This window comes from Pseudomonas izuensis, from assembly GCF_002356535.2.
Lineage (GTDB): Bacteria > Pseudomonadota > Gammaproteobacteria > Pseudomonadales > Pseudomonadaceae > Aquipseudomonas > Aquipseudomonas izuensis.
Map to the genome: position 1 here is coordinate 1,479,843 of NZ_AP017423.2, position 24,804 is coordinate 1,504,646.

A 24,804-nucleotide genomic window follows, 5' to 3' on the forward strand; every position below is an offset into this window, starting at 1 on the left:
CGTTTATGGCAAACTTCGCGACCATAAACGCCGTTTTCGCGACCCAGAGCCTTCGGCCATGTTGCGTGACGGAATGAAGCGATGCCAGGTTTGCGTCCCCAGGATGGGAATAGACCCTTTGTGTATTGGTACGTCGGTGCCAATGCTTTCTGCCTGAACAGATTAGAGACACGACCATGCATAACGTCGTCATCAGCGGCACCGGCCTTTACACTCCGGCCAACAGCATCTCCAACGAAGAGCTGGTGCAGTCTTTCAATACGTATGTAGCGCAATTCAACGCCGACAACGCCGATGCCATTGCTCGCGGTGAAATCGAAGCGTTGACCGAATCCAGTGCGGCGTTCATCGAAAAAGCCTCCGGTATCAAGAGCCGCTATGTCATGGACAAGGACGGCATCCTCGACCCTCAACGCATGGCGCCGCGCCTGCCGGAGCGTTCCAACGACGAGTGGTCGGTACTTTGCCAAATGGCCATCGGCGCGGCCGAACAAGCCTTGCAACGCGCGGGCAAGACTGCGGCGGATATCGACGGCGTGATCGTCGCCTGTTCCAACCTGCAACGCGCCTACCCGGCGATTGCCATTGAAGTTCAGGAAGCGCTGGGCATCCAGGGTTTCGGTTTCGACATGAACGTGGCGTGTTCTTCGGCCACCTTCGGTATCCAGACCGCCGCCAACAGCGTCCAGCTGGGCCAGGCCCGGGCGATCCTGATGGTCAACCCGGAAGTCTGCACTGGCCACCTGAATTTCCGCGACCGCGACAGCCACTTCATCTTCGGTGACGCGGCCACTGCGGTGATCATCGAGCGCGCCGACCAGGCCACGTCCAAGTATCAGTTCGACATCGTCAGCACCAAGCTGCTGACCAAGTTCTCCAACAACATCCGCAACAACTTCGGCTTCCTCAACCGCGCAGCGGAAGAGGGCGTTGGTGCCAGGGACAAACTGTTTGTCCAGGAAGGTCGCAAGGTGTTCAAGGAAGTCTGCCCGATGGTTGCCGAGCTGATCGGTGCACATCTGGAAGAGAACCAGCTCAACATCAGCGATGTGAAGCGCTTCTGGCTGCACCAGGCCAACCTCAGCATGAACCACCTGATCGTCAAGAAACTGCTGGGCCGCGATGCCACAGAGCAGGAAGCCCCGGTGATTCTGGACACCTACGCCAACACCAGCTCCGCCGGTTCCGTGATTGCGTTTCACAAGAATCAGGACGACCTTCCGGCGGGTTCGCTGGCGGTGCTCAGCTCGTTTGGCGCCGGTTACTCGATCGGTAGCGTGATTCTGCGCAAGCGCTGAGTCTTCAGCTCACCCGGAACCCTGTGGGAGCAAAGCTTGCTCGCGATGGCGGACATTCAGTCGACATCTCTATTGAATGTGCCGACGTAATCGCGAGCAAGCTTTGCTCCTACAGGGGGGAGTGATTTTTCAGGTTCGCGGCAAGCGAATGACCGCAGTCAACCCGCCCCCCGGGGTTTCTTCCAGGCTCAACTGCCCACCCAGCCGTTCCGCCGCTTCGCGGGCGATGGTCATCCCCAGGCCGACGCCACCGGAATTGCGATTGCGCGAACCTTCCAGGCGAAAGAACGGTTCGAACACCGCTTCGCGTTGCTCCGCGGCGATTCCCGGCCCGTGGTCAATGACCCGAATCAGCAGATGTTCGCGATGGTCTTCCAGGGAGATCAGCGCCTGGCCGGCATAACGCAAGGCGTTGTCCAGCAGGTTGTTGACGCAGGAGCGCAACGCCATCGGCTGAACTTGCAGCGGCGCGCAGTGGCCGCTGGCCTGAACATCGGCACCCTGGTCCTGGGCGTTTTCGCTCAGGGACTCCACCAACGCCTGCACATCCATCCACTGCGGCGCCTCACTGGTGCGCTGTTCGTGCAGGTAAGTGAGGGTGGCATCGAGCATGCTGATCATGTCGTCCAGGTCTTGGCGCATCTGGCCCTGCAACCTGTCATCGTCGATCTGTTCCAGCCGCAGCTTGAGCCGCGACAGCGGCGTGCGCAGGTCGTGGGACACCGCGCCGAGCATCCGTGAGCGTTGTTTTACTTGCTCGATGATGCGTCGCTGCATTTTGTTGAAGGTGTGCGCCGCTTGCCGCGCTTCCCGTGGGCCGGACTCCTCCAGTGGCGGGCTGTCGAGGTTTTCGCTCAGGCGCTCGGCCGCGTCGCTCAGCCGCTGAATCGGCCGGCTCAGTAATTTGGCGCCATACCAGGCGGCGATGATCAGTGAGATCAATTGAAACGTCAGCGGTACCAGCGGCCCGCCGAACCACGGCCGGGGTGGCCGATTGGCGAAACGCGGGGCCGGTGGCGGGATTTGGCCGTCAAAGCCTTCGGAGAACGCGGGTGGCGGCGGAGGTGGTGGTGGGCCGTAATGGTGAAACCAGGCAAAGGCCAGCAAATGCGCGAGGATGATCGCCAGCAACAGCACGCCAAACAGGCGGCCGAACAGCGTATCGAAGCGCCCGCGCATCAGCCGATGTCCCGGGCGTCGAACAGGTAACCTTCGCCGCGCACGGTTTTGATCAGTTGTGGTGCTTTCGGGTCATCACCGAGTTTCTGCCGCAGGCGTGACACCAGCAGGTCAATGCTGCGATCAAAGGCTTCGATCGAGCGGCCGCGGGCGGCGTCCAGCAATTGTTCGCGGCTCAGCACCCGGCGCGGACGTTCAATGAACACCCAGAGCAGGCGAAATTCGGCGTTGGACAGCGGCACCACCAGGCCATCGGCGGCAATCAACTGGCGCAGTACGCTGTTGAGCCGCCAGTTGTCGAAACGGATGTTCGCCCGTTGTTCGGTGCGATCATCGCGTACCCGGCGCAGGATGGTCTGGATGCGCGCCACCAGCTCCCGGGGTTCGAACGGCTTGGCCATGTAATCGTCGGCGCCCAGTTCCAGGCCGATGATCCGGTCGGTGGGTTCGCAACGGGCCGTGAGCATCAGAATCGGGATGTCCGACTCGGCGCGCAGCCAGCGGCACAGCGACAGGCCGTCTTCGCCGGGCAGCATCAGGTCCAGCACCACCACGTCGAAATGTTCCGCCTGCATGGCCAGGCGCATGGCCGCGCCATCGGTGACGCCGCTGGCGTGGATATTGAACCGGGCCAGGTAGTCGATCATCAGTTCGCGGATCGGGACGTCATCGTCGACGATCAGGGCGCGAATGCTCCAGCGTTTGTCGTCGCCAGGCGCTTTTTGCTCGTCGTTCACAGGTGCGTGGGTGTTGTGCATGCGTGCGTTCATCTGCCAGGTTGGCTGCCAACCACAAAGATAGGCCGCGAGGGAGTGGTTCCAGCATAGGCGTCCGGCCCGGGGGCGGGAAGTGCTGTTGTAAGGGCTTATTGCGGCTGGCGAGGGTAGCGGGCGAGGGTGTTGTGGGCATGTCAGCTATGTACCAGGTTCGACACAATGGCCGCAAAGGCTAGTCTTGCCTGAGCGATCTTGACGATTTACCGATCATCGGGTCCCGCAGCGGCGCTGGTTCCGCTACAATGCGCGCCGATTTCGACTTGCCTGAGAGCCCACTCATGTCCGCCTGCCAGACTCCTATCATCGTCGCCCTGGATTTCCCCACCCGTGACGCCGCACTGAAGCTGGCCGATCAGTTGGACCCGAAGCTGTGCCGGGTCAAAGTCGGTAAGGAACTGTTCACCAGCTGTGCATCGGAAATCGTTGGCACCCTGCGTGACAAGGGCTTCGAAGTGTTCCTGGACCTCAAGTTCCACGACATCCCCAACACCACCGCCATGGCCGTCAAGGCTGCAGCGGAAATGGGCGTGTGGATGGTCAACGTGCACTGCTCCGGTGGCCTGCGCATGATGGCAGCGTGCCGTGAGGTGCTGGACAAGCGCAGTGGCCCGCAGCCGCTGCTGATCGGCGTAACCGTGCTGACCAGTATGGAGCGCGAGGATCTGGCCGGTATCGGCCTGGATATCGAGCCGCAGGAACAGGTGCTGCGCCTGGCTGCCCTGGCGGAAAAAGCCGGAATGGACGGCCTGGTGTGCTCGGCCCTGGAAGCCCAGGCCCTGAAGTCGGCGCACCCATCGCTGCAACTGGTGACCCCGGGTATTCGCCCGGCCGGCAGCGCCCAGGATGACCAGCGCCGCATTCTGACCCCGCGTCAGGCTCTGGAAGCCGGTTCCGACTACCTGGTGATCGGCCGTCCGATCAGCCAGGCGGCGGACCCGGCGCAGGCGTTGGCCGACGTGGTGGCCGAACTCGCCTGATCAAACGCTGAACAACCCATTGTGGGAGCGAGCCTGCTCGCGAAGAGGGAGTGTCAGCCGACATCAATGTTGACTGATACACCGCTTTCGCGAGCAGGCTCGCTCCCACAGTTGTTTGGTGGTGATTTTGGTTATTGGGTTAGACCTTCAGCACCAACTTCCCGAAGTTCTCACCGCTGAACAACTTCATCAGCGTCTCCGGGAACGTCTCCAGTCCTTCCACGATGTCTTCCTTGCTCTTGAGCTGACCCTGGGCCATCCAGCCGGCCATCTCCTGCCCGGCGGCGGCGAACTGCGCGGCGTAATCCATCACTACAAAGCCTTCCATCCGCGCGCGGTTGACCAGTAGCGCCAGATAGTTGGCCGGACCCTTGACCGCTTCCTTGTTGTTGTACTGACTGATGGCGCCGCAGATCACTACCCGCGCTTTCATGTTCAAGCGGCTCAGCACCGCGTCGAGAATGTCGCCGCCGACGTTATCGAAGTACACATCGACGCCTTTAGGGCATTCGCGCTTGAGGCCGGCGATGACGTCTTCGTTCTTGTAGTCGATGGCGCCGTCGAATCCCAATTCATCGATCAGGAATTGGCACTTGTCCGCGCCGCCAGCGATGCCGACTACGCGGCAGCCCTTGATCTTGGCAATCTGCCCGGCAATGCTGCCCACCGCGCCGGCTGCGCCCGACAGCACCACGGTCTCGCCAGCCTTGGGTGCGCCGACGTCGAGCAGGGCGAAGTAAGCGGTCATGCCGGTCATGCCCAGCGCGGACAAGTAACGCGGCAGCGGTGCCAGTTTCGGATCGACCTTGTAGAAGCCACGCGGCTCACCGAGGAAATAATCCTGCACCCCCAGCGCCCCGTTGACGTAGTCCCCGACCGCGAACCCAGGGTTGTTCGAGGCCACGACCTTGCCGACACCCAGGGCGCGCATCACTTCACCCAGACCCACCGGCGGGATGTAGGACTTGCCCTCATTCATCCAGCCGCGCATGGCCGGGTCCAGCGAGAGGTATTCGTTTTTGACCAGGATCTGACCCGCAGCCGGCTCGCCGACCGGTACTTCCTGATAGGTGAAGGTCTCGCGGGTAGCCGCGCCAACGGGACGCTTGGCAAGCAGGAACTGGCGGTTGGTCTGGGTAGTCATGACAGGCGCTCAAGATGAATGAAGCCTTGTTGATAGCCCTTCATGGGCGATGCCGCAAGTTTGGCTGATACGGCGAATGCAGGTTGATCCAGAGCAGTGATAGTTGGTACGGAAGTCCCATCACTGCAACTCATGGGGGTTCAACCGGCCTTTTGATAGTGCTGCCGCGACAGGGCTCGCCGTGGCTAGACTGAAAAAATCCGATCTCCCGTAAACTTCTCTTCGAGGACATAACAATGAGCATGACGTTTTCCGGCCAGGTCGCCGTAGTGACGGGCGCCGCCAACGGTATTGGTCGCGCGACTGCCCAGGCGTTCGCCGCCGAGGGCTTGAAGGTGGTTGTGGCTGACATGGATACGGCAGGCGGCGAGGGGACGGTGGCGTTGATTCGGACGGCGGGCGGCGAAGCGACCTTCGTGCGCTGCAACGTCACTGTGGAAAACGACGTGAAAAACCTGATGGCGGAGGTGGTCAATACCTACGGCCGTCTCGACTATGCCTTCAACAATGCCGGTATCGAGATTGAAAAGGGCAAGCTGGCCGAAGGCACCGTCGACGAGTTCGATGCGATCATGGGCGTCAACGTCAAAGGTGTCTGGTTATGCATGAAGTACCAATTGCCGCTGCTGCTGGCCCAGGGGGGCGGCGCCATCGTCAATACCGCCTCGGTGGCCGGTCTCGGTGCCGCGCCGAAAATGAGTATCTACGCCGCCTCCAAGCACGCGGTGATCGGCCTGACCAAATCGGCGGCCATTGAATACGCCAAGAAAAAGATCCGGGTCAACGCGGTATGCCCGGCGGTGATCGACACCGACATGTTCCGTCGCGCCTATGAAGCCGACCCGAAGAAAGGCGAGTTCGCCAATGCCATGCACCCGGTGGGCCGTATCGGCAAGGTCGAGGAAATCGCCAGCGCGGTGCTGTACCTGTGCAGCGATGGCGCAGCGTTCACCACCGGGCACTCACTGGCTGTGGATGGTGGGGTTACGGCGTTCTGAAGCCACGCGCTGATACGCGGTCAAAATCGAACCTGTGGGAGCGAGCCTGCTCGCGAAGAGGGAGTGTCAGGCAACATCAATGTTGTCTGATACACCGCTTTCGCGAGCAGGCTCGCTCCCACAGGTTTTTCCTTTTCTTGAATAGGGTCTTTCCATGGTTCCGTGGAGACGGCTGGCAGTGTGTTTCAAATGATTGAAACCGGTGATCCTGACGGCGTTGTCGCACATCCCGGCCAACACTCCTGTGATTTACTGGTTTGCGCAAACCAACAGGAGTTGCTCGCTCATGGAATTGAGAATCGATCGACGGGCCTTGGTGCCAGTCGTGCAGCAAATCGTTGACGCGTTAACCTGCTGGATCCGTTGCAATGACGTAGCCCCCGGCACGCGTTTGCTTTCCGTGCGGAAAATCGCGCACATCAATTTGCTCAGTCAATCTTGTGTCGTCGAAGCCTGTGAGCGATTGGTCGTAAAAGGCGTGCTGGAGTCGCGTCATGCCGCCGGTTACGTCGTGGCTTCTCCAGTTTCGAGCTCGGCGCGGCAAACGCACACGTCCTTGTGCCAGTTGCCATTGGGCGATGGCGGCTTGCCCGAAAGCTGGCGCGAGACGGACGATCTGGCGTACGCAATCCGAGAGGTCAGTCGCACTGACATGGCCAGTTTGTTCAACTACAGTTCGCCGTTGGGCCTGCCCGCTTTGCGTCAACAGATACTGAAGTGGCTGAAACAGCGGAAAATCAACGTCGAGGACAGTCGAATCCTGACAACGGCGGGGGCCAGTCAGGGGCTGGACCTGATCGTGCGGACGCTGTTTAAACCGGGAGACTGCGTGGTGGTGGAAAGCCCCGGTTACCCAGCGTTGTTCGATCTGCTCAACCTGCACGGTATCAGCATGCTTGAGGTCCCACGAACTCCCTGCGGGCCGGACCTGGCCGCGTTGGAAGCGCTGATGCTCAAGCACCGTCCTCGCGGATTGTTCATCAACAGCTTCCATCACAATCCGACCGGTTGCAGCCTGACGCCCGAGGTGGCGCAGCGGGTTTTGCACATGGCGAAAGAACGGGGCGTGCAGGTGATCGAAGACGATGTTTATGCGGACCTGCACAGCGGCCCCGGCAAGCGCCTTGCCGCACTGGATGACGGAGTGATCTATGTAGGCAGCTATTCAAAAACCCTCAGCAGTTCCTTGCGGGTCGGTTTTGTAGTCGCCAGTGTCCAGATGATTGTGCGATTGGCCGAGGTCAAGATGATCAGCAGCATGGGCGCCTCGCGATTTTGCGAGTCGGTGGTGGCCTGCCTGTTGGCTAACGGCACCTATCGCCAATTGGTGCAGCGTCAGCGGCAGCGCTTGAACAGTGAACGCCAGGTGATATTGCAGCTGCTCGAAGACGCCGGGTGGGAGGTGTTTGGCAAGCCTGTAGGAGGCCTGTTCATCTGGGCGCGGTCGCGGATGCAGGACGACGCTCAAGTGCGGGTTCAGGCCCGACGCTTCGGCGTCTTGCTGTCATCGACGACGGCCTTTAGCCCCACCGGCGCGGCCACTGACTGGCAGCGCATCAATGTGGCCTGTGCTTGTGATCCGCGAGTCCGGGCATTTTTTCAGGCTACCGCTCCGGATCGACCTCAAGCGTTCTGAAAACGACGCAGACGTAGCTTTTTGCCATTATTCCGACGCCAGAGACTTGTGTTGCCACAGGCCCATTGCGAATCTCCGTCTACAGACAATGGCAGGGGACTAAGTGCAATGATTTCGGCCGTGCAAGGACGTTTTGCCAACCTCGGTATGGCAAAAAAACTGGGTATCGGGTTTGTGCTGGTGCTGTTGTTGACCGCCCTGGTGGCGGCTATCGGCGTGTGGTCCCTGCAAACTATCAGCCAGCGCTTCGACGGGCTCAAGCAGATGTCGTCGCTCAACAGCGGTTTGCTGAAGGTACGCCTGCTGGAGCAGGAGTATGCCTTGCACGGCGACTCGAAAACCGCTGACGCCCTGCACGAAGGCGTTGATGGCTTGATCGCCCTGGCCAACCAGCTCAAGACTGAATCTGCTGCGAACGTGCCGGTGATGAATGATGTCGAGCAGTCTCTCGGCGCCTACCGCAAGGCGTTCGACGAGTTTGTCTCGCTCAGTCAGGCCAAGGACCTGGCGCTGGAAATGGCCAGTTGGTCGGTCTCCAGCGTGGCCAATAACCTCGACGTGCTGCAGGCCGGGCTGGCCGATGACGGTACCTACACCCTGAAAAACTCAGAGGGCAAGGACGGTGCGCAATTCATCGAACAGGCCAGTCAGGTCAGTCAGGTGTCCCGGTTGATGCTGCAAGCCATGAACGAAGCGCGTGTGCGCCTGGACCAGAGCCGCAAGGGCGATGACAGCGCGGGGCAAGGCAAGATCGAGCAGGCGAGCCAGGCGTTGACCCAGGCCGAACAACTGAAAACCACGGTCAAGGATGAGGGGTACCAGACAGTCCTCAATGAAGTGATCGGCCATATCTCCAGTTTCAGCGACAAACTCGCCGAGTACACCGGCCTGCTGGAGCAGGAAAAGACCGTCTATCAGCAACTGCATCAACGCGCGGCCCAGGTGGTGGAGCGGGTCGATCAAGCCTATGTCGCCGAAGACCGGTCGATGCAGGCTGAGCTGAAAAAGAACTCAATCTTGATCATCGGCTCTTCGGCACTGGCGTTGCTGGTTGGATTGATTGCAGCCTGGGTGATTACCCGGTTGATCGTGGGGCCGCTGCGCAGTGTGATTCGTGTGGCACAGCAGATTGCCTCAGGGGATTTGAGCGGGACGGTCGAAGTGACCCGTCGGGACGAAATCGGCCAGTTGATGCAGGCGATGCAGCAGATGGGGGCGGGATTGAGCCGCATTGTCAGTGGTTTGCAGGCGGGTATCGAACAGTTGGCCACTTCCGCGCAATCGCTCTCAGCGGTGACTGAGCAGACCAATCTTGAGGTCAGCAGCCAGAAGGAGGAAACCGAACAGGTCGCGACCGCAATGAACCAGATGACCGCCACCGTGCACGACGTAGCACGAAACGCTGAAGAAGCCGCCGTGGCGGCGCAAACGGCGGACGGCAAGGTCGAAAGTGGCCAGCTTGTGGTGCGTCAGAGCATGGCCCGGATCGAACAACTGGCGGATTCGGCGACCTCGGCCAGTTCAAGCATCGAGAGCCTGAGCGCGGAAATCCAGAACATCGGCACCGTACTCAGTGTCATCAAAAGCGTGGCCGAACAAACCAACCTGCTGGCACTCAACGCGGCCATCGAGGCCGCACGGGCCGGCGAGCAGGGCAGGGGGTTTGCGGTGGTCGCCGATGAAGTGCGCGCACTGGCCAAACGGACCCAGCAATCGACCGAGGAAATCGAGCGATTGGTCAGCGCCTTGCGCTCGGCGGCGCAGACGTCGGTGCAGCAGATTCAGAGCAGTGGCGACCTGGTGAAACTGGCGGTCAGTGATGCGCTCCAAACCGAAAGTGCGCTGGGCAGTATTGCGGCGGCGGTGTCGTTGATTCAGCAGATGAACCAGCAGATCGCCGCCGCTGCCGAGGAGCAGAGTTCGGTGGCCGAGGAAATCAACCGCAGTGTCACGAGCATTCGTGCCAGTGCGGATCAATCTTCGCTGGCGATGCAGGGAAATGCGGCGTCGAGTATCGAGCTGGCGCAGTTGGGGGTTGAGTTGAAGGGGATGGTGGGGCATTTCAGGCTTTAATAGCTACACCGCCGGACCCTGTAGGAGCGAGCCTGCTCGCGATGGACGTGAACGATGACGAGGGCAGCCAGGATGAACGCGGCGGCGCTCTGACGTTCATCGCGAGCAAGCTCGCTCCTACACAGAGCAAAAAAAAGCCACCGGTCTCGGTGGCTTTTTTGCATTTGTTCGATGATCAGTCGTAGATCACTTTCTTCTTCCAGTCCGCATCGGCCTCGACGTCTTTGAGGCCCTCTGTCAATTGGTTCACTTCGCCTTCAACCGGGGCGATGCGATCCATGACTTGTGCGTTCGCACGGGCCAGGAGTTTTTCCAGGTATTCCAGTTGTTCGGCATAGATTTGTGGCTCCTGCTGCTTGCGCAGGTATTGCACCCCGCGTTCGAACGCCAGGCGCGCCTGGCCCGGCTGGTTCTGTTGCAGGGAATGCTGGCCAAGGTTGTTGAAGAATTCGATGTGCAACAGCACCAGAATATGGCGGACCTCGCGGATCCAGCGCTTGGCTTCGTTGGGCGGCAGGAAGCCGTCCTGTGCCGCGCGGGTGATCTGGCCGTGCAGGGCTTCAAGCAGGAAACGCACGTCCTTGGCCTTGGCCTCTGTCTGGATCGGTGCCGGCGGGTTGTTGACCGGGATCGATTCGCCTTGGGCTACCAGAGCCTCAAGCTCGGTAATCCGTGCCTTGAGGTTGGAGCTGGTCTTTTCCAGATTCAGCAAGCGCTGGCAGACATTCAATTCCAGACGGGTGAGCAGCAGCTTGAGTGCCGGTGTCATCAACTGACCGGGGAAGGTTTCGGTGATCTCGCCGCAACGACGCAGGCGGTCGTTGAGTTCAACCTTGGTACGGGCCCTTTCCAGCTTATTGTTTTCCACCACATGGTTGATGTAGCCAATGGCGATCAATAATGCGATCCCGGCTACAACGAGCAGGGTGATCATGAGTGGTGTCACCGGTAAGACCTCTTATAGGGTTCGCGTGCGAGTGTAGTGGCTTGGCATTTAAGCGCCTAGAGCCGCTCGACGAGTTGGTTCGACAAGGCTTAACCTGTATCGGCTGCAGCCTTGCTTTATAAATGCTGGCACTCACGGAGCAGATTGCCATCACTCATCATGGACTATAGCGTCTTGGCGGGCGTCAGAATATAGGCGCCAAACACCGGGCAGCGGAAAATCCGGATGGGTGCCAAAAAGCAGGGCCAAGTCATTGATTTAAAAAAATTTAATACAGGGGGTTGACGACCTCTCATTCCATCCATAGAATGCGCGCCACTTGCAGCGTAAAGCACACAGCGAAACGAAGCAGGGAGTGAATGTTGTAGTGTGTCCCCTTCGTCTAGTGGCCTAGGACACCGCCCTTTCACGGCGGTAACAGGGGTTCGAGTCCCCTAGGGGACGCCAATGCGGGAATAGCTCAGTTGGTAGAGCACGACCTTGCCAAGGTCGGGGTCGCGAGTTCGAGTCTCGTTTCCCGCTCCAATTTTAAACAGCGTTGCTTTCGGGCAGGGCTGAGTGAAACCAGAACCAAGTCTTAGGATGCGGTTCTGGACACCGAAACACACACCATGTGTTCCGGGTAGCGTGTCCCCTTCGTCTAGTGGCCTAGGACACCGCCCTTTCACGGCGGTAACAGGGGTTCGAGTCCCCTAGGGGACGCCATTTGCGGGAATAGCTCAGTTGGTAGAGCACGACCTTGCCAAGGTCGGGGTCGCGAGTTCGAGTCTCGTTTCCCGCTCCATATTTAACGAAAACGCCGCTCAATCGAGCGGCGTTTTTGTTTGTGCGTGATTTGTATCCAGCAGAAAAAAGAGCCCGCCAGTCAGACTGAGCGGGCTCTTTGCATTTCCGGCGATGTTACATCGACAGGATCAACCGCCCTGCAAACAGGATAAGAATCACGCCCATGGTGCGTTCGAACCAGTGCCCCATGCGCAGGAACAGCAACCTCACCTTGCTGCTTGAAAAGAACAGCGCAACGATCACAAACCATGATGCGTTCACAAAGCACATCCAGATACCGTACAGCGCCTGAATTTCCAGCGGTGTGGTGCTGCTGATGAGGGTGGTGAAAATCGCCAGGAAAAACAGGGTAGCCTTCGGATTGGTGGCGTTGGTCAGAAAACCCGTACTGAATGCCTTTAGTAGTGTTTGTTCAATGACCGGCTCATCCGCATCTTTTTCGCCTTCAAGCACGGATTTGGGTTTGCTGCGCAGCAGGCTGATGCCCAGGTACAGAATATAGGCACCACCGATAACCTTGGCCACGGTCAGTAACCAGGGCGTTGTGTGCATCAACGCCCCGACGCCCAGCAGGGTGTACAGCACATGCACGGAAATGCCGGCACCAATGCCCAGCGCCGTGCAGATACCCACCCAGCGGCCAAAACGCACACTCTGGCGGATGGTTACGGCGAAATCCGGACCGGGGGCGACGACGGCCAGGAAATGGATCGTCGCCAGCGCCAGAAACTCGCCCAGGTAATTCGAAAACTGCATTTCAACTCCAGAAAGTAAGGGGTGAGGCGTTGCCGCGATAGCCGACAAAGAATGAAAGGCTCAATCGTGGATCGGCCACACCCGGCGTCACCGAGTGCATGCGGCGCGAATTGAACATGATGAAATCGCCTGGTTCGGGGCGAATCTCCAGGGTCGGAGTACCCAACAGGGCCGGATCGATGCCGTAACTGTCGCCGCGCATTTCGTCGAATTGTTCCGGGGATATGTCGTGGTCCCACATCTGTAGAACACCGCCTTCGGTGGGCATGTTCAGGTAGACGTTGCAGGCAAATTGCGCTTCCAGGCTCCTGGCTTGAAAACTGTCCGGGGCGTCCTTGGCGAAAATGTCGTGATGGGCGAGAAAACACACGCCGGGTTTCACCACCCGGGACAGTCCGACATACATCTTGCGGCCATAGAGGTTTTCCAGATGCGCACCCGCTGGCCAGGACTCATCGAGCATGCAGCGCAAAGTGTCGACCGGGGATGAGTAAGGCGCACAGCGGTTGCGCAATTCCGCGATGTTGCGGGTAGCGCGCTCGAAGTAATCCTCGATCAGCAGCGGCTGGTTTTCCGCTTCATAAAACGCCATGCCGATGCGACCGATGCTCGGCGCGTTGATATAGCCTTCAAAACCCGGCGCGAGGATCTTGTCGCCGATCTCGACCGCCAGCGGCGGGGCCAGCCAGCCTTTGATGCGGATGGCGAGGATTTCTTCGTTGGCCAGCTTTTTTATGCACGTCTCATCGAGACATTCGGCGTCGAGCATCATGTCTTGGGTCCATCCAGAGAAGCGTTAACGCAGCCTGCGAATGCAGGCTCCTGCTGTATCGGGCGATGCCGGCAGCGGCATCGCCGGAAAACTCAGTCCACGCGGTAGTGGACGGACAGCGTCCCTTTCTTGTGCGAAAGGGATTCGATCGTGACCGCGCCCAGATCCTTCAGGCTACGTACATGGGTGCCGCCGCAACCGTAGGCGGGCAGCTCACCGAAACCGATTTCCCGGGCACCTTCGCGCGACGAGGTCAGGCGCGGCAGGTCATGGGCGATCCACTGTGCAAGGCCGTGCTGCAGCGTTTGCACATCAACTTCCTGTGCGCAGTCCGCCGGTTTGAACTGCACTCTTGCTTCGCCCGGCCAGTGTTGTGCCTTGATCGGCATCCAGCCCATGGCCTGGACGAAGTGACCGATCAGGTGACCGGCGGAATGCATGCGCGTATTGAACCGGCGCCGTTCTTCGTCGACGCGAATCTGCGTCATGCCGGGTTCTACCGGGCGGTCGACGAAGTGGACGATCCGGTCCGGGTCCTGCACCACGCGCAGTACCCGGCTTTCGCCGATCCAGCCGGTGTCACAGGGTTGTCCGCCACCTTGGGGGTGAAAAAGCGTTGCACGCAACACCACGGCGAATTCGTGCTCGTAGGGCGTGCATTCGAGGATTTCCACATTGGCCTTGAGGTCATCGCTGTGGAAAAAGAGGCGCAGCGTCATATTGCAGGCTCACATAAATGTTTCTAATTTTTATTATATGGAGCGTGCTGGTGCGTGATAATCCGGTCAAACATCAAAGGACTGTTGCTTCGTGAGCATAAATCTTCCACTACCGCTGCTGGGTGAAATGGCGATTTTCGTCAAAGTCGTCGAGACCGGCAGTTTTTCCGAAGCGGCCCGTCAACTGGGTTCTTCGCCTTCGGCGGTGAGTCGCAGTATTTCGCGACTGGAGAAGGCGCTGGCGATACGTCTGCTGCAACGAACCACGCGCAAACTGCGCCTGAGCGATGGTGGCGAGGAAGTGTTCAAGCGTTGTCAGGACATGGTCAGCGCGGCCCGGTCGGTGATGGAAATCAGTGGTCAGTTCACCGAGGAACCCGAGGGTGTGGTGCGTATCAGCGTCCCGAAAGCGGTTGGCCGAATCGTGATTCACCCGCATATGCCGGAGTTTCTGCGCCGTTATCCCAAAGTGGATGTGGAGATGTTGCTCGAGGATCGTCAGGTGGATCTGATCGACGATCACGTCGACCTGGCGATTCGTATCACCGATCGGCCGCCAGCGGGGCTGGTGGGGCGGCAATTGCTGACTATCGACCATTTGCTCTGCGCGACACCGCAGTATCTGGCCGAGCACGGAACGCCGACTCATCCCCATGACTTGCTCAACCACAGTTGCCTCTACCTGGGTGAAACGCCGAGCGATGCGCGCTGGAAGTTCAAGAAGGGCAACAAATCTGTGACTGTTGGTGTACGTGGGCGATATGCCGCCAATCATACGGGCGTACGTTTCGGTGCCGTATTGCAGCACATCGGCATTGGCAGCCTGCCGTATTTCACGGCGCGCCGTGCCCTGGAGAAGGGGTTGATGGTGCAAGTGCTGCCGGACTGGACCTTTCTGGCGTCCTACCACGGAGGTGCCTGGTTGCTGCATTCGCCAACCCGATACCTGCCACCCAAGCTACGCGTGTTGATCGATTACCTGGTGGAGTGTCTGGAGAAGGAGCCGACGTTGGGGCGGCCGGGCAAGTCGAGCCCTCCGAATATTGCCGTTTCGGAGTATGAATTGCCTGAAAGTGATGGGTTGTTCTGACCGGTCTCTTCGCGGGCAAGTCGGGTCGCCGCATCGCTTGCTCCCACAAGGGCTGAGTCGTGCACAAAATTTTCGGTGCACTCCGATCCTGTGGGAGCAAGGCTTGCCCGCGATGGCGTCCTCGGCAACCCACAAAAAAGGCCCGCATGTTCACCAGGCGGGCCTTTTGTGTTTCTGACCGTGGATCAGTGCTTGCTGTCCTGGTTCGACAATGCCAGCAGCTGTTTTTCCTGATTCCAGTCAAAGGGTTCATCGTTCTGTTCGGCTTCGAAGCGACGTTCTTCCAGTGCCTGGTACAGGTCGATTTCATCATCGGGCATGTAATGCAGGCAGTCGCCGGCGAAGTACCACAGCAGGTCGCGTGGGACCAGGTGGGCGATTTGCGGGTAGCGGGTGATCACCTGGCACAGGATGTCCTGGCCCAGGTATTGGCTTTCGATCGGGTCGACCGGCAGCAGGGCAAGCAGTTCGTCAAAACGCTCCAGGAACAAGGCATGGCTTTCGTCGGGAACCTGCTCGGCCTCACCCACGGCGACCAGGATGCTGCGCAGGTGGTCGAGCAAAACGAGATGATCGGCAACGATGTTGGACACGAGATAAGTCCTCAAGAGCAAAACGGGCGCGGGAGTATAAAGCTCCTGCGCCCTTTTTTACATGCCACACAAGGTTGGCTGGATCAGCGGACCTTCTCCTCGGTCAGCGCTATTTCCTTTTTATCGAAATCATCGACATCGATCACCTTGCGCCGTGCCGCCTCGGCCTCACGCAGGGTGTGTGCTTCGCCCGGTTGCAGTACTCCAGCTTCCAGCGCGGCATCGATGACATGCTCGCCGGCCACCGGTTTGACCTGACCGCTCTTGAGCGCCACGTGCAGTTTCTTTTGCAAGGGTTGTGCAGCGTTCAACAGATTGCAGGCGTGTTGCAGGGCGCCGACCGGATCTTCGTTCGATTGCGGGCGGTAGCAACCCCAAAGCACTTCTTCGAGGGTGGGATCGCCCTTGGCGCGACCGATCACCCCTGCGACCGCGGCACCGAGTTTGTCCGACGGCCCTTTGTGGCGGCGACCGAACGGGAACACGATCACCCGCAACAGGCACGCCATTACTTTGTTCGGGAAATTGTTCAGCAGTTCATCCATGGCCCGTTCGGCCTGGCCGAGACTTTCCTCCATGGCCCAGCAAAACAGCGGTTGCATGTGCTCCGGCGCATCAAGGTCGTTGTAGCGTTTGAGCGCGGCGCTGGCCAGGTACAGATTGCTCAATACATCGCCGAGCCGCGCCGAGAGACGTTCGCGACGTTTCAGTTCACCACCCAGCAACATCATGCTGAGATCGGCCAGTAGTGCGAAGGCGGCAGCCTGACGGTTGAGGGCACGGAAATAGCCCTGGCTGAGCTTGTCGCCCGGCACGTGTTCCAGATGACCGAAGCCGAGGTTGAGCACCAGCGTGCTGGCCGCGTTGCCCACGGCAAAACCGATGTGCCTGAGCAGCAGGTTGTCGAACTCGGTCAGTGCCTGATCCTTGTCCTCTCGGGTGGCCAGCGCCATTTCCTTGAGCACGAAGGGATGGCAACGGATGGCACCTTGGCCGAAGATCATCAGATTACGCGAGAGAATGTTCGCGCCTTCTACGGTGATGCAGATGGGTGCGCCTTGCCACATGCGTCCGAGATAATTTTTCGGCCCCATGATGATCGCCTTGCCACCATGCACATCCATCGCATGGCTGATGCACTCGCGACCGCGTTCGGTAAGTTGGTACTTGAGAATCGCCGACAGCACCGACGGTTTCTCACCCAGGTCCACCGCGTTGGCGGTCAGCATGCGCGCGGCGTCCATCATCCAGGCGTTGCCGCCGATGCGGGCCATGGCTTCCTGAATGCCTTCGAACGCCGCAATCGGCACATTGAACTGCTCGCGTATCTGCGCGTACTGCCCGGTCACCAGGCTGGTGAACTTGGCCATGCCGGTGCCCACCGCCGGCAGGGAGATCGAGCGCCCCACCGAAAGGCAATTCATCAGCATCATCCAGCCCTTGCCGAGCATTTCCTGGCCGCCGATCAGGAACTCCAGTGGTACGAACACGTCCTTGCCGGAGTTCGGGCCATTCATGAAGGCAGCACCCAGAGGCAAGTGCCGGCGACCGATTTCCACACCGGCAGTGTCGGTTGGAACCAGTGCCAGGCTGATGCCCAGGTCTTCTTTCTCACCCAACAGATGATCGGGGTCGTAGGCCTTGAACGCCAGGCCGAGCAGGGTGGCCACCGGGCCAAGGGTGATGTAGCGCTTTTCCCAGTTCAGGCGCAGGCCCAGGGTTTCCTGGCCTTCCCATTCACCCTTGCAGATCACCCCGGTGTCGGGCATGCCGCCGGCGTCGGAACCGGCCAGTGGCCCGGTCAGGGCAAAACACGGAATGTCGTCGCCGCGCGCCAGGCGTGGCAGGTAATGATTGCGCTGTTCGTCGGTGCCGTAGTGAAGCAGCAGTTCGGCCGGACCGAGGGAGTTGGGGACCATCACGGTGGAGGCGAGATCACCACTGTGGCTCGCCAGTTTCATCGCCACTTGCGAGTGGGCATAGGCCGAGAAACCCTTGCCGCCAAACTCCTTGGGAATGATCAGGGCGAAGAAGCCATTGTCCTTGATGTAGGTCCAGGCCTCGGCCGGCAGGTCCATGGTTTGACCGAGTTGCCAGTCGCTGACCATGGCGCAGAGTTCTTCGGTCGGGCCGTCGATGAACGCTTGTTCTTCTTCGCTCAATTGCACCTTCGGGTAGGACAGCAGCTTGTTCCAGTCCGGACGCCCGCTGAACAGTTCTCCATCCCACCACACGGTGCCGGCTTCAATGGCGTCGCGTTCGGTTTGCGACATGGGCGGCAGGGTTTTCTGGAACCAGTTGAACATCGGCGCGCTGAAGAGTTTGCGGCGCAGATCAGGCAATAACAGCGGTGCGGCCACGGCGGCGATCAGCACCCAGAAAATCAGCAGCAGCCAGCCCGGTGCGCGACTGAATGCGCCCATTGCCAGCAAGTAGACAGCCACGATGCCCAAGGCAGGCAGTGGCGCGACACGACGGTGGGCTAAATAAGCTATCCCGACAACCAGAACCAGTATCCACAACAGCAGCATATTTAATCCTCCGTGAAACCAGGGCGAACCAACCCACAGAGCTTAGACGGCATCCGTGAAACAGGGTGGTCGGGGCGAGGTGATTGAAAACGTGGGAAACCATGGATGATTTTGTAGGCCCGGATGAACGACAAACCGTGAAAAATCGTCCACAGAACGGGCGGCAAAGCGTCCATATTTGGCCGAAACGTCGTTATCTCTGTGCTGAACCTCTCGCTAGACTCGGGGCTTCCCCAGGAGATTGCCCACATGCACGAGTACCTGAGCCCCGGCCGTTTCATCGATAGTGACCATCCCTCAGTGGTGGAGTTCGCCGAAAAACACCGTGGTGCCCGTCGCGACCCGATTGAGCAGGCGATCCATCTCTATTACGCAGTGCGCGAGGCGGTGCGCTACAACCCGTACACCTTCAGCCTCGATCCACAGACCCTGCGCGGCAGTTACGCACTGGCGACCGGGGAGAGTTATTGCGTGCCCAAGGCCACGCTGTTGGCAGGCGCGGCGCGGCATTGCGGGATTGCGGCGCGCATTGGTCTGGCGGATGTGCGCAATCATTTATCGACGCCGCGCCTGCTCGAGTTGCTCAAGAGCGACGTGTTCGCCATGCACGGTTATACCGAGCTGTATCTGAACGGGCGCTGGGTCAAGGCCACGCCGGCGTTCAATCAAGGGTTGTGCGATTTATTCAATGTGGCACCGCTGGAGTTCGACGGAATAAACGACAGTGTCTTCCACCCCTTCAATCGTGACGGCGAGAAGCTGATGGAGTACCTGATCGACCACGGCCAGTTCACCGACGTGCCGGAAGCGTTCTTCTTCGAGCATCTGCGCAAGTGCTATCCGCATCTGTTCGGCGAGCAAACACAACCACTGCTGGGGGACATGCAGAGCGATTTGAGTCGCGCCTGATCCGGCGTATGCTGCCTGCGAATTCATCAATCGAGAGGCGGTCATGCTGAAGATCTGGGGTCGGAAAAATTCGTCGAATGTCAGAAAACCATTGTGGGCCGCCGAAGAACTTGGCCTGGCCTATGAAGCCATCGATGCGGGCGGCGCTTTTGGCGTCGTCGATACGCCCGAGTACCGCGCCATGAACCCCAATGGCCGCGTTCCGGTGATCGAAGACGACGGTTTCGTGTTGTGGGAATCCAATGCCATCGTTCGTTACCTGTTGGCCAGGCATGCAGCGGATACCCCGTGGTACCCGGCGGATTTACAGGCGCGGGCCACTGCCGACAAGTGGATGGACTGGACCACCTCCAGTTTTGCAGGTCCCTTCCGCACCGTGTTCTGGGGCGTCTTGCGTACCCCCGCAGATCAGCAGGACTGGCCCGCCATCAAGGCGGCGATCAAGGAGTGCGACACACTGCTGGCAATGGCCGATCAGGCGCTGGCCGCCAAGCCCTTCCTGTCCGGTGAGCAGATCGGCATGGGCGACATTCCCCTGGGCAGTTTTATTTATGCCTGGTTCGAGATGCCGATCGAGCGTGCACCGCAGCCGCATCTGGAGGCCTGGTACGCAAGGTTGAAACAGCGTCCGGCCTATCGCAAGGCGGTCATGACCGCGTTGACTTAATACTCACTATCGACACACTTGACTGTACTTGTGTGGCGGCGACAAGCACCATTGTGCTAATGCGTTGCGGTTGCGTTGATTGCCGCCCACCGTTACTTATCCCTTTCTTTCCTTCTTGGTGCGTAAATCCGATATGAGTTCCGCTCTGTCCATCCGGCAGCTAACCAAAACCTACGGCAACGGTTTCCAGGCCTTGAGTGGTATCGATCTGGACGTCGCCGAAGGTGACTTTTTCGCCTTGCTCGGCCCGAACGGTGCCGGCAAATCCACGACCATCGGCATCCTCTCGACCCTGGTGAACAAGACCAGCGGCACGGTGAATATCTTCGGTCACGACCTGGACAAGAACCCGGCGGCGCTCAAGCGTTCCATCGGCGTGGTGCCCCAGGAATTCAACTTCAACCAGTTCGAAAAGACCTTCGACATCGTCGTGACCCAGGCCGGTTACTACGGCATTCCCGCGAAAGTCGCCAAGGAACGCGCCGAGCAATACCTGACCCAGCTCGGCTTGTGGGACAAGCGCGATGTGCCGTCGCGCTCGCTGTCCGGCGGCATGAAGCGCCGGTTGATGATCGCCCGCGCGCTGGTTCACGAACCGCGCCTGTTGATCCTCGACGAACCGACTGCCGGGGTGGACATCGAACTGCGTCGCTCGATGTGGACCTTCCTCACCGAGCTGAACAAGAAGGGCATCACCATCATCCTCACCACCCATTATCTGGAGGAGGCTGAGCAGTTGTGCCGCAACATCGGCATCATCGACCACGGCACCATCGTCGAAAACACCAGCATGAAGCAGCTCCTGAGCCAGCTGCATGTCGAGACCTTCCTGCTGGATTTGAAGAGCAGCCCGAGTGCACCACCTCAACTGATCGGCTACCCATCACGGTTGCTCGATGGTCACACCTTGGAAGTGCAGGTCGACAAAAGCATGGGCATCACTGCGCTGTTCACCCAGCTTGCCCAGCAGAACATCGAAGTGTTGAGCCTGCGTAACAAAACCAATCGCCTCGAGGAGTTATTCGTGTCCCTGGTGGAGAAAAATCTGTCGAAGGTGGCGGTATGAGTTCCGAGCTGCAACCCAACCTCGTAGCCCTCAACACCATCGTTTACCGAGAGGTCCGGCGCTTTACCCGGATCTGGCCGCAGACACTGCTGCCGCCGGCCATCACCATGGTTCTGTATTTCGTGATCTTCGGTAACCTGATCGGTCGGCAGATCGGTGATATGGGTGGTTTCACCTATATGGAGTACATCGTGCCGGGGCTGATCATGATGTCGGTGATCACCAACTCCTACGGCAACGTGGTGTCGAGTTTCTTCGGCAGCAAGTTCCAGCGTTCCATCGAAGAACTGATGGTGTCGCCGGTCTCGCCGCACACCATCCTGATCGGCTACACCCTGGGTGGCGTGCTGCGCGGGTTGATGGTCGGGATCATCGTGACGCTGTTGTCGCTGTTCTTCACCCATTTGCAAGTGCATCACCTGGGCGTGACCATTCTGGTGGTGGTGCTGACAGCGACGATCTTCTCGCTGCTGGGTTTCATCAACGCGGTGTTTGCGCGCAATTTCGATGACATCTCGATCATCCCGACCTTCGTGCTGACGCCACTGACATACCTGGGCGGGGTGTTTTACTCGATCTCGCTGCTGCCGCCGTTCTGGCAGACCGTGTCCCTGGCCAACCCGGTGCTGCACATGGTCAACGCATTCCGCTACGGCATCCTTGGCGTGTCGGATATCCGCATCAGCATTGCGATTACGTTCATGCTGGTGGCGACCGTGATTCTGTATTTCGGTTGTGCGCGGTTGCTGGTGAGCGGGCGGGGGATGCGCACGTAATATCAATGGCTGCATTCCCCCTGTGGGAGCAAAGCTTGCTCGCGATGACGGTAGTCCAGTCATCAATGATGTCGCCTGATACTTTGCAATCGCGAGCAAGCTTTGCTCCTACAGGGTGTGCATTCACCACAAAAAACGGCCTCCCAATCGGAGGCCGTTTTGCATTCTCACATCCTGCTTTGCTTGCGCCGCTTCCACTGTCGCGCCACCCACCAGCGCCAATACATCATCACCAGACAATAGGCCAGCGCCCCAAGCACCAATCCCGTCACTACGGACCCCAGCAAAAACGGCTGCCACAAGGTCGAGAGCTCACCACTGATCCATTCCCAGGTCAATTCGTCGGGCAGGTGTCGGGCGGGAACGTCCATCAGCCAGGCACCGGTCTGGTAGGTGCAGTAGAACACGGCGGGCATGGTGATCGGGTTGGTCAGCCAGACCAGGCTGACGGCAATCGGCATGTTGCCGCGCACGACGATCGCGAGGATGGCGGCGACCAGCATCTGCAACGGAATCGGCAGGAACGCCGCGAACAGACCGACCGCCATGGCACGGGCGACGGAATGGCGGTTGAGGTGCCAGAGGTTCGGGTCATGCAGCAGCGTGCCGAGAAAGCGTAAGGACTTGTGTTCCCTGATGCTGGTCGGATCTGGCATGTAACGTTTGAATAAGCGCCGGGGCATAAGGCTTCTCGGTCGGTTCAGGCGGCAAGTATGTCTGGATTCTATGAACCGCCCATTCAGACTTTGTGACAATTGATAACGACGGTCGTGCGCTCGACTGGCTATTCCTAGGGACGGGACTCTCAAGGACGGGCGTATGCGCACAGGGATGGTGGCGTTGGCGCTGGGTTTGCTGGCCCTGCGTTTTTTACCGGCGTTGCCGTCGGTCGGGTGGTGGCTGTTGATGCCGGTGGCGGGTTTGATGTTGCTGCCGTTCAGGACGTATCCGGTGGCGTTTTTCCTGTTCGGTTTGAGCTGGGCCTGTGCGCAGGCGCAATGGGCGCTGGATGATCGATTGCCGTCGAGTCTGGATGGCGAAACGCGCTGGATTGAAGGGCGGGTAACGGGATTGCCCCAGCACGGCGAGGCCGTCGTGCGATTCGAATTGGCCGATGCCCGGTCACGACACGCAAAGGTGCCGCGGCTCATGCGCCTGGCCTGGTACGACGGGCCGCCGGTGAACAGCGGTGAACGCTGGCGACTGGCGGTCAAGTTGAAGCGTCCTGCCGGTTTGCTCAATCCGCATGCCTTCGATCACGAGGCCTGGCTGCTGGCGCGTCGTATCGGCGCGACCGGGAGTGTCAAGGGCGGCGAGCGACTTTCCGAGGCACGATGGGCCTGGCGTGACGGTATTCGTCAGAAGTTGCAGACCGTGGATGCCCAGGGTCGAACCGGCGCGCTGACGGCATTGGTGCTGGGGGATGGTGCCGGGCTCAGTCGCGAAGACTGGCAAGTGTTGCAGGACACCGGAACCGTGCACCTGTTGGTGATTTCCGGGCAACACATCGGGTTGCTGGCGGGGCTGGTGTATTTGCTGATTGCCGGGCTTGCCCGTTATGGCCTGTGGCCAAACCGCCTGCCGTGGCTGCCCTGGGCCTGCGGTCTGGCATTCATGGCGGCCTTGGGGTATGGGCTGTTGGCCGGCTTCGAGGTGCCGGTGCGCCGTGCCTGCCTGATGATCGGCCTGGTGCTGTTGTGGCGTCTGCGATTTCGCCACCTCGGTGCCTGGTGGCCGCTGTTGCTGGCATTCAACGGCGTTTTGCTACTGGACCCGCTGGCCAGTCTGCAACCGGGATTCTGGTTGTCCTTCGGGGCGGTGGCGGTGCTGATCTTTACCTTCGGCGGTCGCCTGGGGCCCTGGCGATGGTGGCAAACCTGGACCCGCGCCCAATGGTTGATCGCCGTGGGCCTGGGTCCGTTATTGCTGGTGCTGGGGTTGCCGATCAGTCTCAGCGGGCCGCTGGTCAATCTGCTGGCGGTGCCCTGGATCAGCATGCTGGTACTGCCACCTGCCTTGCTCGGGACCCTGCTGTTGCCCGTGCCTTATGTGGGGGACGGGCTGCTGTGGCTAGCCGGCGGAATGCTCGACTGGCTCTTCAAGGGGCTGACGGTGATGGCCGGGCAGATTCCCGCGTGGGTGCCCGTGGCGGTTCCCTGGTGGGCATGGAGCCTGGGGGCACTCGGCGCGATCCTGCTTTTGCTGCCCCAAGGCGTGCCGCTACGGCCCTTGGGTTGGCCTTTGCTGCTGGTGCTGGTTTTTCCGCCCCGACCCACACTGCCTGACGGCATGGCCGAAATCTGGCAGCTGGATGTGGGGCAGGGGCTGGCCATCCTGGTGCGCACTCGCCATCACGCGCTGCTCTATGACGCCGGGCCGCGTGTTGGCGATAACGATCTCGGTGAGCGTGTAGTACTGCCGACGTTGCGCAAACTGGGCGTGGACGGTCTTGACCTGATGCTGATCAGTCACGCCCACGCCGATCATGCCGGCGGGGCGCGGGCGGTCGCCAAGGGACTGCCGGTGAAGCGTGTCATCAGTGGCGAACCCGGGGAGCTGCCGACGGAACTGCAAGCCGGGGACTGCGAGTCCAGCCGGCAATGGACGTGGGACGGTGTGAACTTTGAACTCTGGCGATGGGCGGATGCCCGGGAAAGCAATCCAAAATCCTGCGTGCTGCAGATTGAAGCCAATGGCGAGCGATTGCTGCTGACCGGCGACATCGACACGGCGGCCGAACGAGCGCTGCTCGACAGTCCGTTGGCCGTGGCCACCGACTGGTTGCAATCGCCGCACCACGGCAGCCGCAGTTCGTCGTCCGCAGTGTTGCTCGCCACGTTGCAACCCAAGGCGGTGCTGATCTCCCGTGGCCAGGGCAATTCCTTCGGCCATCCCCATCCCTCCGTTATTGCACGCTATCGGGCCCGGGGCATGGCGATCCATGACAGCGCCGAACAGGGCGCCATCCGTCTGCAACTGGGGAACTTCAAACCGCCGTGGTCAATGCGTCAAGAACCGCGTTTCTGGCGCTCCGCGAAATGACCGCAGGTCATGAAAGCCCGACCGGATGCGACATCACGGTCTTCGGTGCGTCCAACCCCTATGTTAGAGT

Annotated in this window: 21 protein-coding genes, 4 tRNA genes and 1 pseudogene; 16 read left to right on the top strand and 10 right to left on the bottom strand. The window is 59.9% G+C overall.

From position 1 onward, the window contains the following. The first annotated feature begins 176 nt into the window (after positions 1–176). Positions 177–1,298: a beta-ketoacyl-ACP synthase III gene (locus LAB08_RS06680; RefSeq protein ID WP_096512952.1), complete on the top strand. Its 1,122-nt coding sequence runs from the start codon at positions 177–179 to the stop codon at positions 1,296–1,298. A gap of 129 nt (positions 1,299–1,427) precedes the next feature. Here the strand turns inward: LAB08_RS06680 and LAB08_RS06685 are convergent, their stop codons facing one another. Further along, positions 1,428–2,477: a sensor histidine kinase gene (locus LAB08_RS06685; protein WP_096512951.1), complete on the bottom strand. Its 1,050-nt coding sequence runs from the start codon at positions 2,475–2,477 to the stop codon at positions 1,428–1,430. Next, entirely contained in the window at positions 2,477–3,235 is a 759-nt protein-coding gene (locus LAB08_RS06690; protein ID WP_096512950.1) for a response regulator, read from the bottom strand. Before LAB08_RS06690 ends, LAB08_RS06685 begins: the two co-directional genes overlap by 1 nt. A gap of 296 nt (positions 3,236–3,531) precedes the next feature. Between LAB08_RS06690 and pyrF the strand changes: the two genes are divergently transcribed. Next, positions 3,532–4,230: an orotidine-5'-phosphate decarboxylase gene (gene pyrF, locus LAB08_RS06695; RefSeq protein ID WP_172901627.1), complete on the top strand. Its 699-nt coding sequence runs from the start codon at positions 3,532–3,534 to the stop codon at positions 4,228–4,230. A 139-nt stretch (positions 4,231–4,369) separates the two neighbouring features. Here the strand turns inward: pyrF and LAB08_RS06700 are convergent, their stop codons facing one another. Further along, on the bottom strand, positions 4,370–5,374 hold the full coding sequence (locus LAB08_RS06700; protein ID WP_096512948.1) for an NADP-dependent oxidoreductase: 1,005 nt from the start codon (positions 5,372–5,374) through the stop codon (positions 4,370–4,372). A 236-nt stretch (positions 5,375–5,610) separates the two neighbouring features. Between LAB08_RS06700 and LAB08_RS06705 the strand changes: the two genes are divergently transcribed. The 4 genes and pseudogenes from LAB08_RS06705 to LAB08_RS30730 all read left to right on the top strand — a co-directional run bounded on the left by LAB08_RS06705 (position 5,611) and on the right by LAB08_RS30730 (position 10,081). Continuing rightward, positions 5,611–6,372 carry an SDR family oxidoreductase gene (locus LAB08_RS06705; protein WP_096512947.1) on the top strand — a complete coding sequence of 254 codons (762 nt, stop codon included), beginning with the start codon at positions 5,611–5,613 and terminating at the stop codon, positions 6,370–6,372. 286 nt (positions 6,373–6,658) lie between these two features. After that, positions 6,659–8,008, top strand: coding sequence for an aminotransferase-like domain-containing protein (locus tag LAB08_RS06710; RefSeq protein WP_096512946.1), 1,350 nt, complete (start codon positions 6,659–6,661; stop codon positions 8,006–8,008). A 987-nt stretch (positions 8,009–8,995) separates the two neighbouring features. Continuing rightward, positions 8,996–9,172: pseudogene (locus LAB08_RS30725) on the top strand (HAMP domain-containing protein); the annotation flags it as partial. Between the two features lie 204 nt (positions 9,173–9,376). Next, on the top strand, positions 9,377–10,081 hold the full coding sequence (locus LAB08_RS30730; RefSeq protein WP_372237725.1) for a methyl-accepting chemotaxis protein: 705 nt from the start codon (positions 9,377–9,379) through the stop codon (positions 10,079–10,081). A 175-nt stretch (positions 10,082–10,256) separates the two neighbouring features. Here LAB08_RS30730 and LAB08_RS06720 read toward each other — a convergent pair whose 3' ends face one another. Beyond that, positions 10,257–11,015: a hypothetical protein gene (locus LAB08_RS06720; protein ID WP_172901626.1), complete on the bottom strand. Its 759-nt coding sequence runs from the start codon at positions 11,013–11,015 to the stop codon at positions 10,257–10,259. A 383-nt stretch (positions 11,016–11,398) separates the two neighbouring features. Between LAB08_RS06720 and LAB08_RS06725 the strand changes: the two genes are divergently transcribed. The 4 genes from LAB08_RS06725 (at position 11,399) to LAB08_RS06740 (ending at position 11,811) form a co-directional block, all read left to right on the top strand. After that, positions 11,399–11,474, top strand: a tRNA-Glu gene (locus LAB08_RS06725). A 2-nt stretch (positions 11,475–11,476) separates the two neighbouring features. After that, positions 11,477–11,552, top strand: a tRNA-Gly gene (locus LAB08_RS06730). Positions 11,553–11,656: 104 nt separating this feature from the next. After that, a tRNA-Glu gene (locus LAB08_RS06735) sits at positions 11,657–11,732 on the top strand. A 3-nt stretch (positions 11,733–11,735) separates the two neighbouring features. Then, positions 11,736–11,811, top strand: a tRNA-Gly gene (locus LAB08_RS06740). Positions 11,812–11,927: 116 nt separating this feature from the next. Here LAB08_RS06740 and LAB08_RS06745 read toward each other — a convergent pair. The 3 genes from LAB08_RS06745 to LAB08_RS06755 form a co-directional block, all read right to left on the bottom strand. Further along, a complete protein-coding gene (locus tag LAB08_RS06745) occupies positions 11,928–12,569 on the bottom strand; it encodes a LysE family translocator (protein ID WP_096512943.1) in 642 nt (213 codons plus the stop codon). A 1-nt stretch (position 12,570) separates the two neighbouring features. Beyond that, positions 12,571–13,341 (bottom strand): 2OG-Fe(II) oxygenase, encoded by a 771-nt coding sequence (locus tag LAB08_RS06750; RefSeq protein ID WP_096512942.1) that lies wholly within the window; start codon positions 13,339–13,341, stop codon positions 12,571–12,573. Positions 13,342–13,433: 92 nt separating this feature from the next. After that, positions 13,434–14,060, bottom strand: a complete 627-nt coding sequence (locus tag LAB08_RS06755) for an alanyl-tRNA editing protein (RefSeq protein ID WP_096512941.1) — start codon at positions 14,058–14,060, stop codon at positions 13,434–13,436. Positions 14,061–14,151: 91 nt separating this feature from the next. Here LAB08_RS06755 and LAB08_RS06760 point away from each other — a divergent pair, with 91 nt between their 5' ends. Further along, positions 14,152–15,150, top strand: coding sequence for a LysR family transcriptional regulator (locus LAB08_RS06760; protein ID WP_096512940.1), 999 nt, complete (start codon positions 14,152–14,154; stop codon positions 15,148–15,150). Positions 15,151–15,335: 185 nt separating this feature from the next. Here the strand turns inward: LAB08_RS06760 and LAB08_RS06765 are convergent, their stop codons facing one another. Further along, the gene (locus LAB08_RS06765; protein WP_007972361.1) at positions 15,336–15,743 is read right to left on the bottom strand and encodes a PA2817 family protein; all 408 of its coding nucleotides are present in this window, start codon (positions 15,741–15,743) and stop codon (positions 15,336–15,338) included. 83 nt (positions 15,744–15,826) lie between these two features. Further along, positions 15,827–18,274 carry an acyl-CoA dehydrogenase gene (locus LAB08_RS06770; protein WP_096512939.1) on the bottom strand — a complete coding sequence of 816 codons (2,448 nt, stop codon included), beginning with the start codon at positions 18,272–18,274 and terminating at the stop codon, positions 15,827–15,829. 249 nt (positions 18,275–18,523) lie between these two features. Between LAB08_RS06770 and LAB08_RS06775 the strand changes: the two genes are divergently transcribed. The 4 genes from LAB08_RS06775 (at position 18,524) to LAB08_RS06790 (ending at position 21,692) form a co-directional block, all read left to right on the top strand. Beyond that, positions 18,524–19,183 (top strand): transglutaminase-like domain-containing protein, encoded by a 660-nt coding sequence (locus LAB08_RS06775; RefSeq protein WP_096512938.1) that lies wholly within the window; start codon positions 18,524–18,526, stop codon positions 19,181–19,183. A 43-nt stretch (positions 19,184–19,226) separates the two neighbouring features. Beyond that, the gene (locus LAB08_RS06780; RefSeq protein WP_096512937.1) at positions 19,227–19,850 is read left to right on the top strand and encodes a glutathione S-transferase family protein; all 624 of its coding nucleotides are present in this window, start codon (positions 19,227–19,229) and stop codon (positions 19,848–19,850) included. 133 nt (positions 19,851–19,983) lie between these two features. After that, a complete protein-coding gene (locus LAB08_RS06785; protein ID WP_096512936.1) occupies positions 19,984–20,916 on the top strand; it encodes an ABC transporter ATP-binding protein in 933 nt (310 codons plus the stop codon). After that, entirely contained in the window at positions 20,913–21,692 is a 780-nt protein-coding gene (locus LAB08_RS06790) for an ABC transporter permease (RefSeq protein WP_096512935.1), read from the top strand. Before LAB08_RS06785 ends, LAB08_RS06790 begins: the two co-directional genes overlap by 4 nt. 167 nt (positions 21,693–21,859) lie before the next feature. Here LAB08_RS06790 and LAB08_RS06795 read toward each other — a convergent pair whose 3' ends face one another. Then, complete coding sequence (locus LAB08_RS06795) at positions 21,860–22,375, bottom strand: DUF2062 domain-containing protein (RefSeq protein ID WP_096512934.1); 516 nt, start codon at positions 22,373–22,375, stop codon at positions 21,860–21,862. A 136-nt stretch (positions 22,376–22,511) separates the two neighbouring features. On the opposite strand from LAB08_RS06795, the gene LAB08_RS06800 reads away from it, so the two are divergent. Continuing rightward, a complete protein-coding gene (locus LAB08_RS06800) occupies positions 22,512–24,734 on the top strand; it encodes a DNA internalization-related competence protein ComEC/Rec2 (protein WP_096512933.1) in 2,223 nt (740 codons plus the stop codon). The last annotated feature ends 70 nt before the right edge of the window (positions 24,735–24,804 follow it).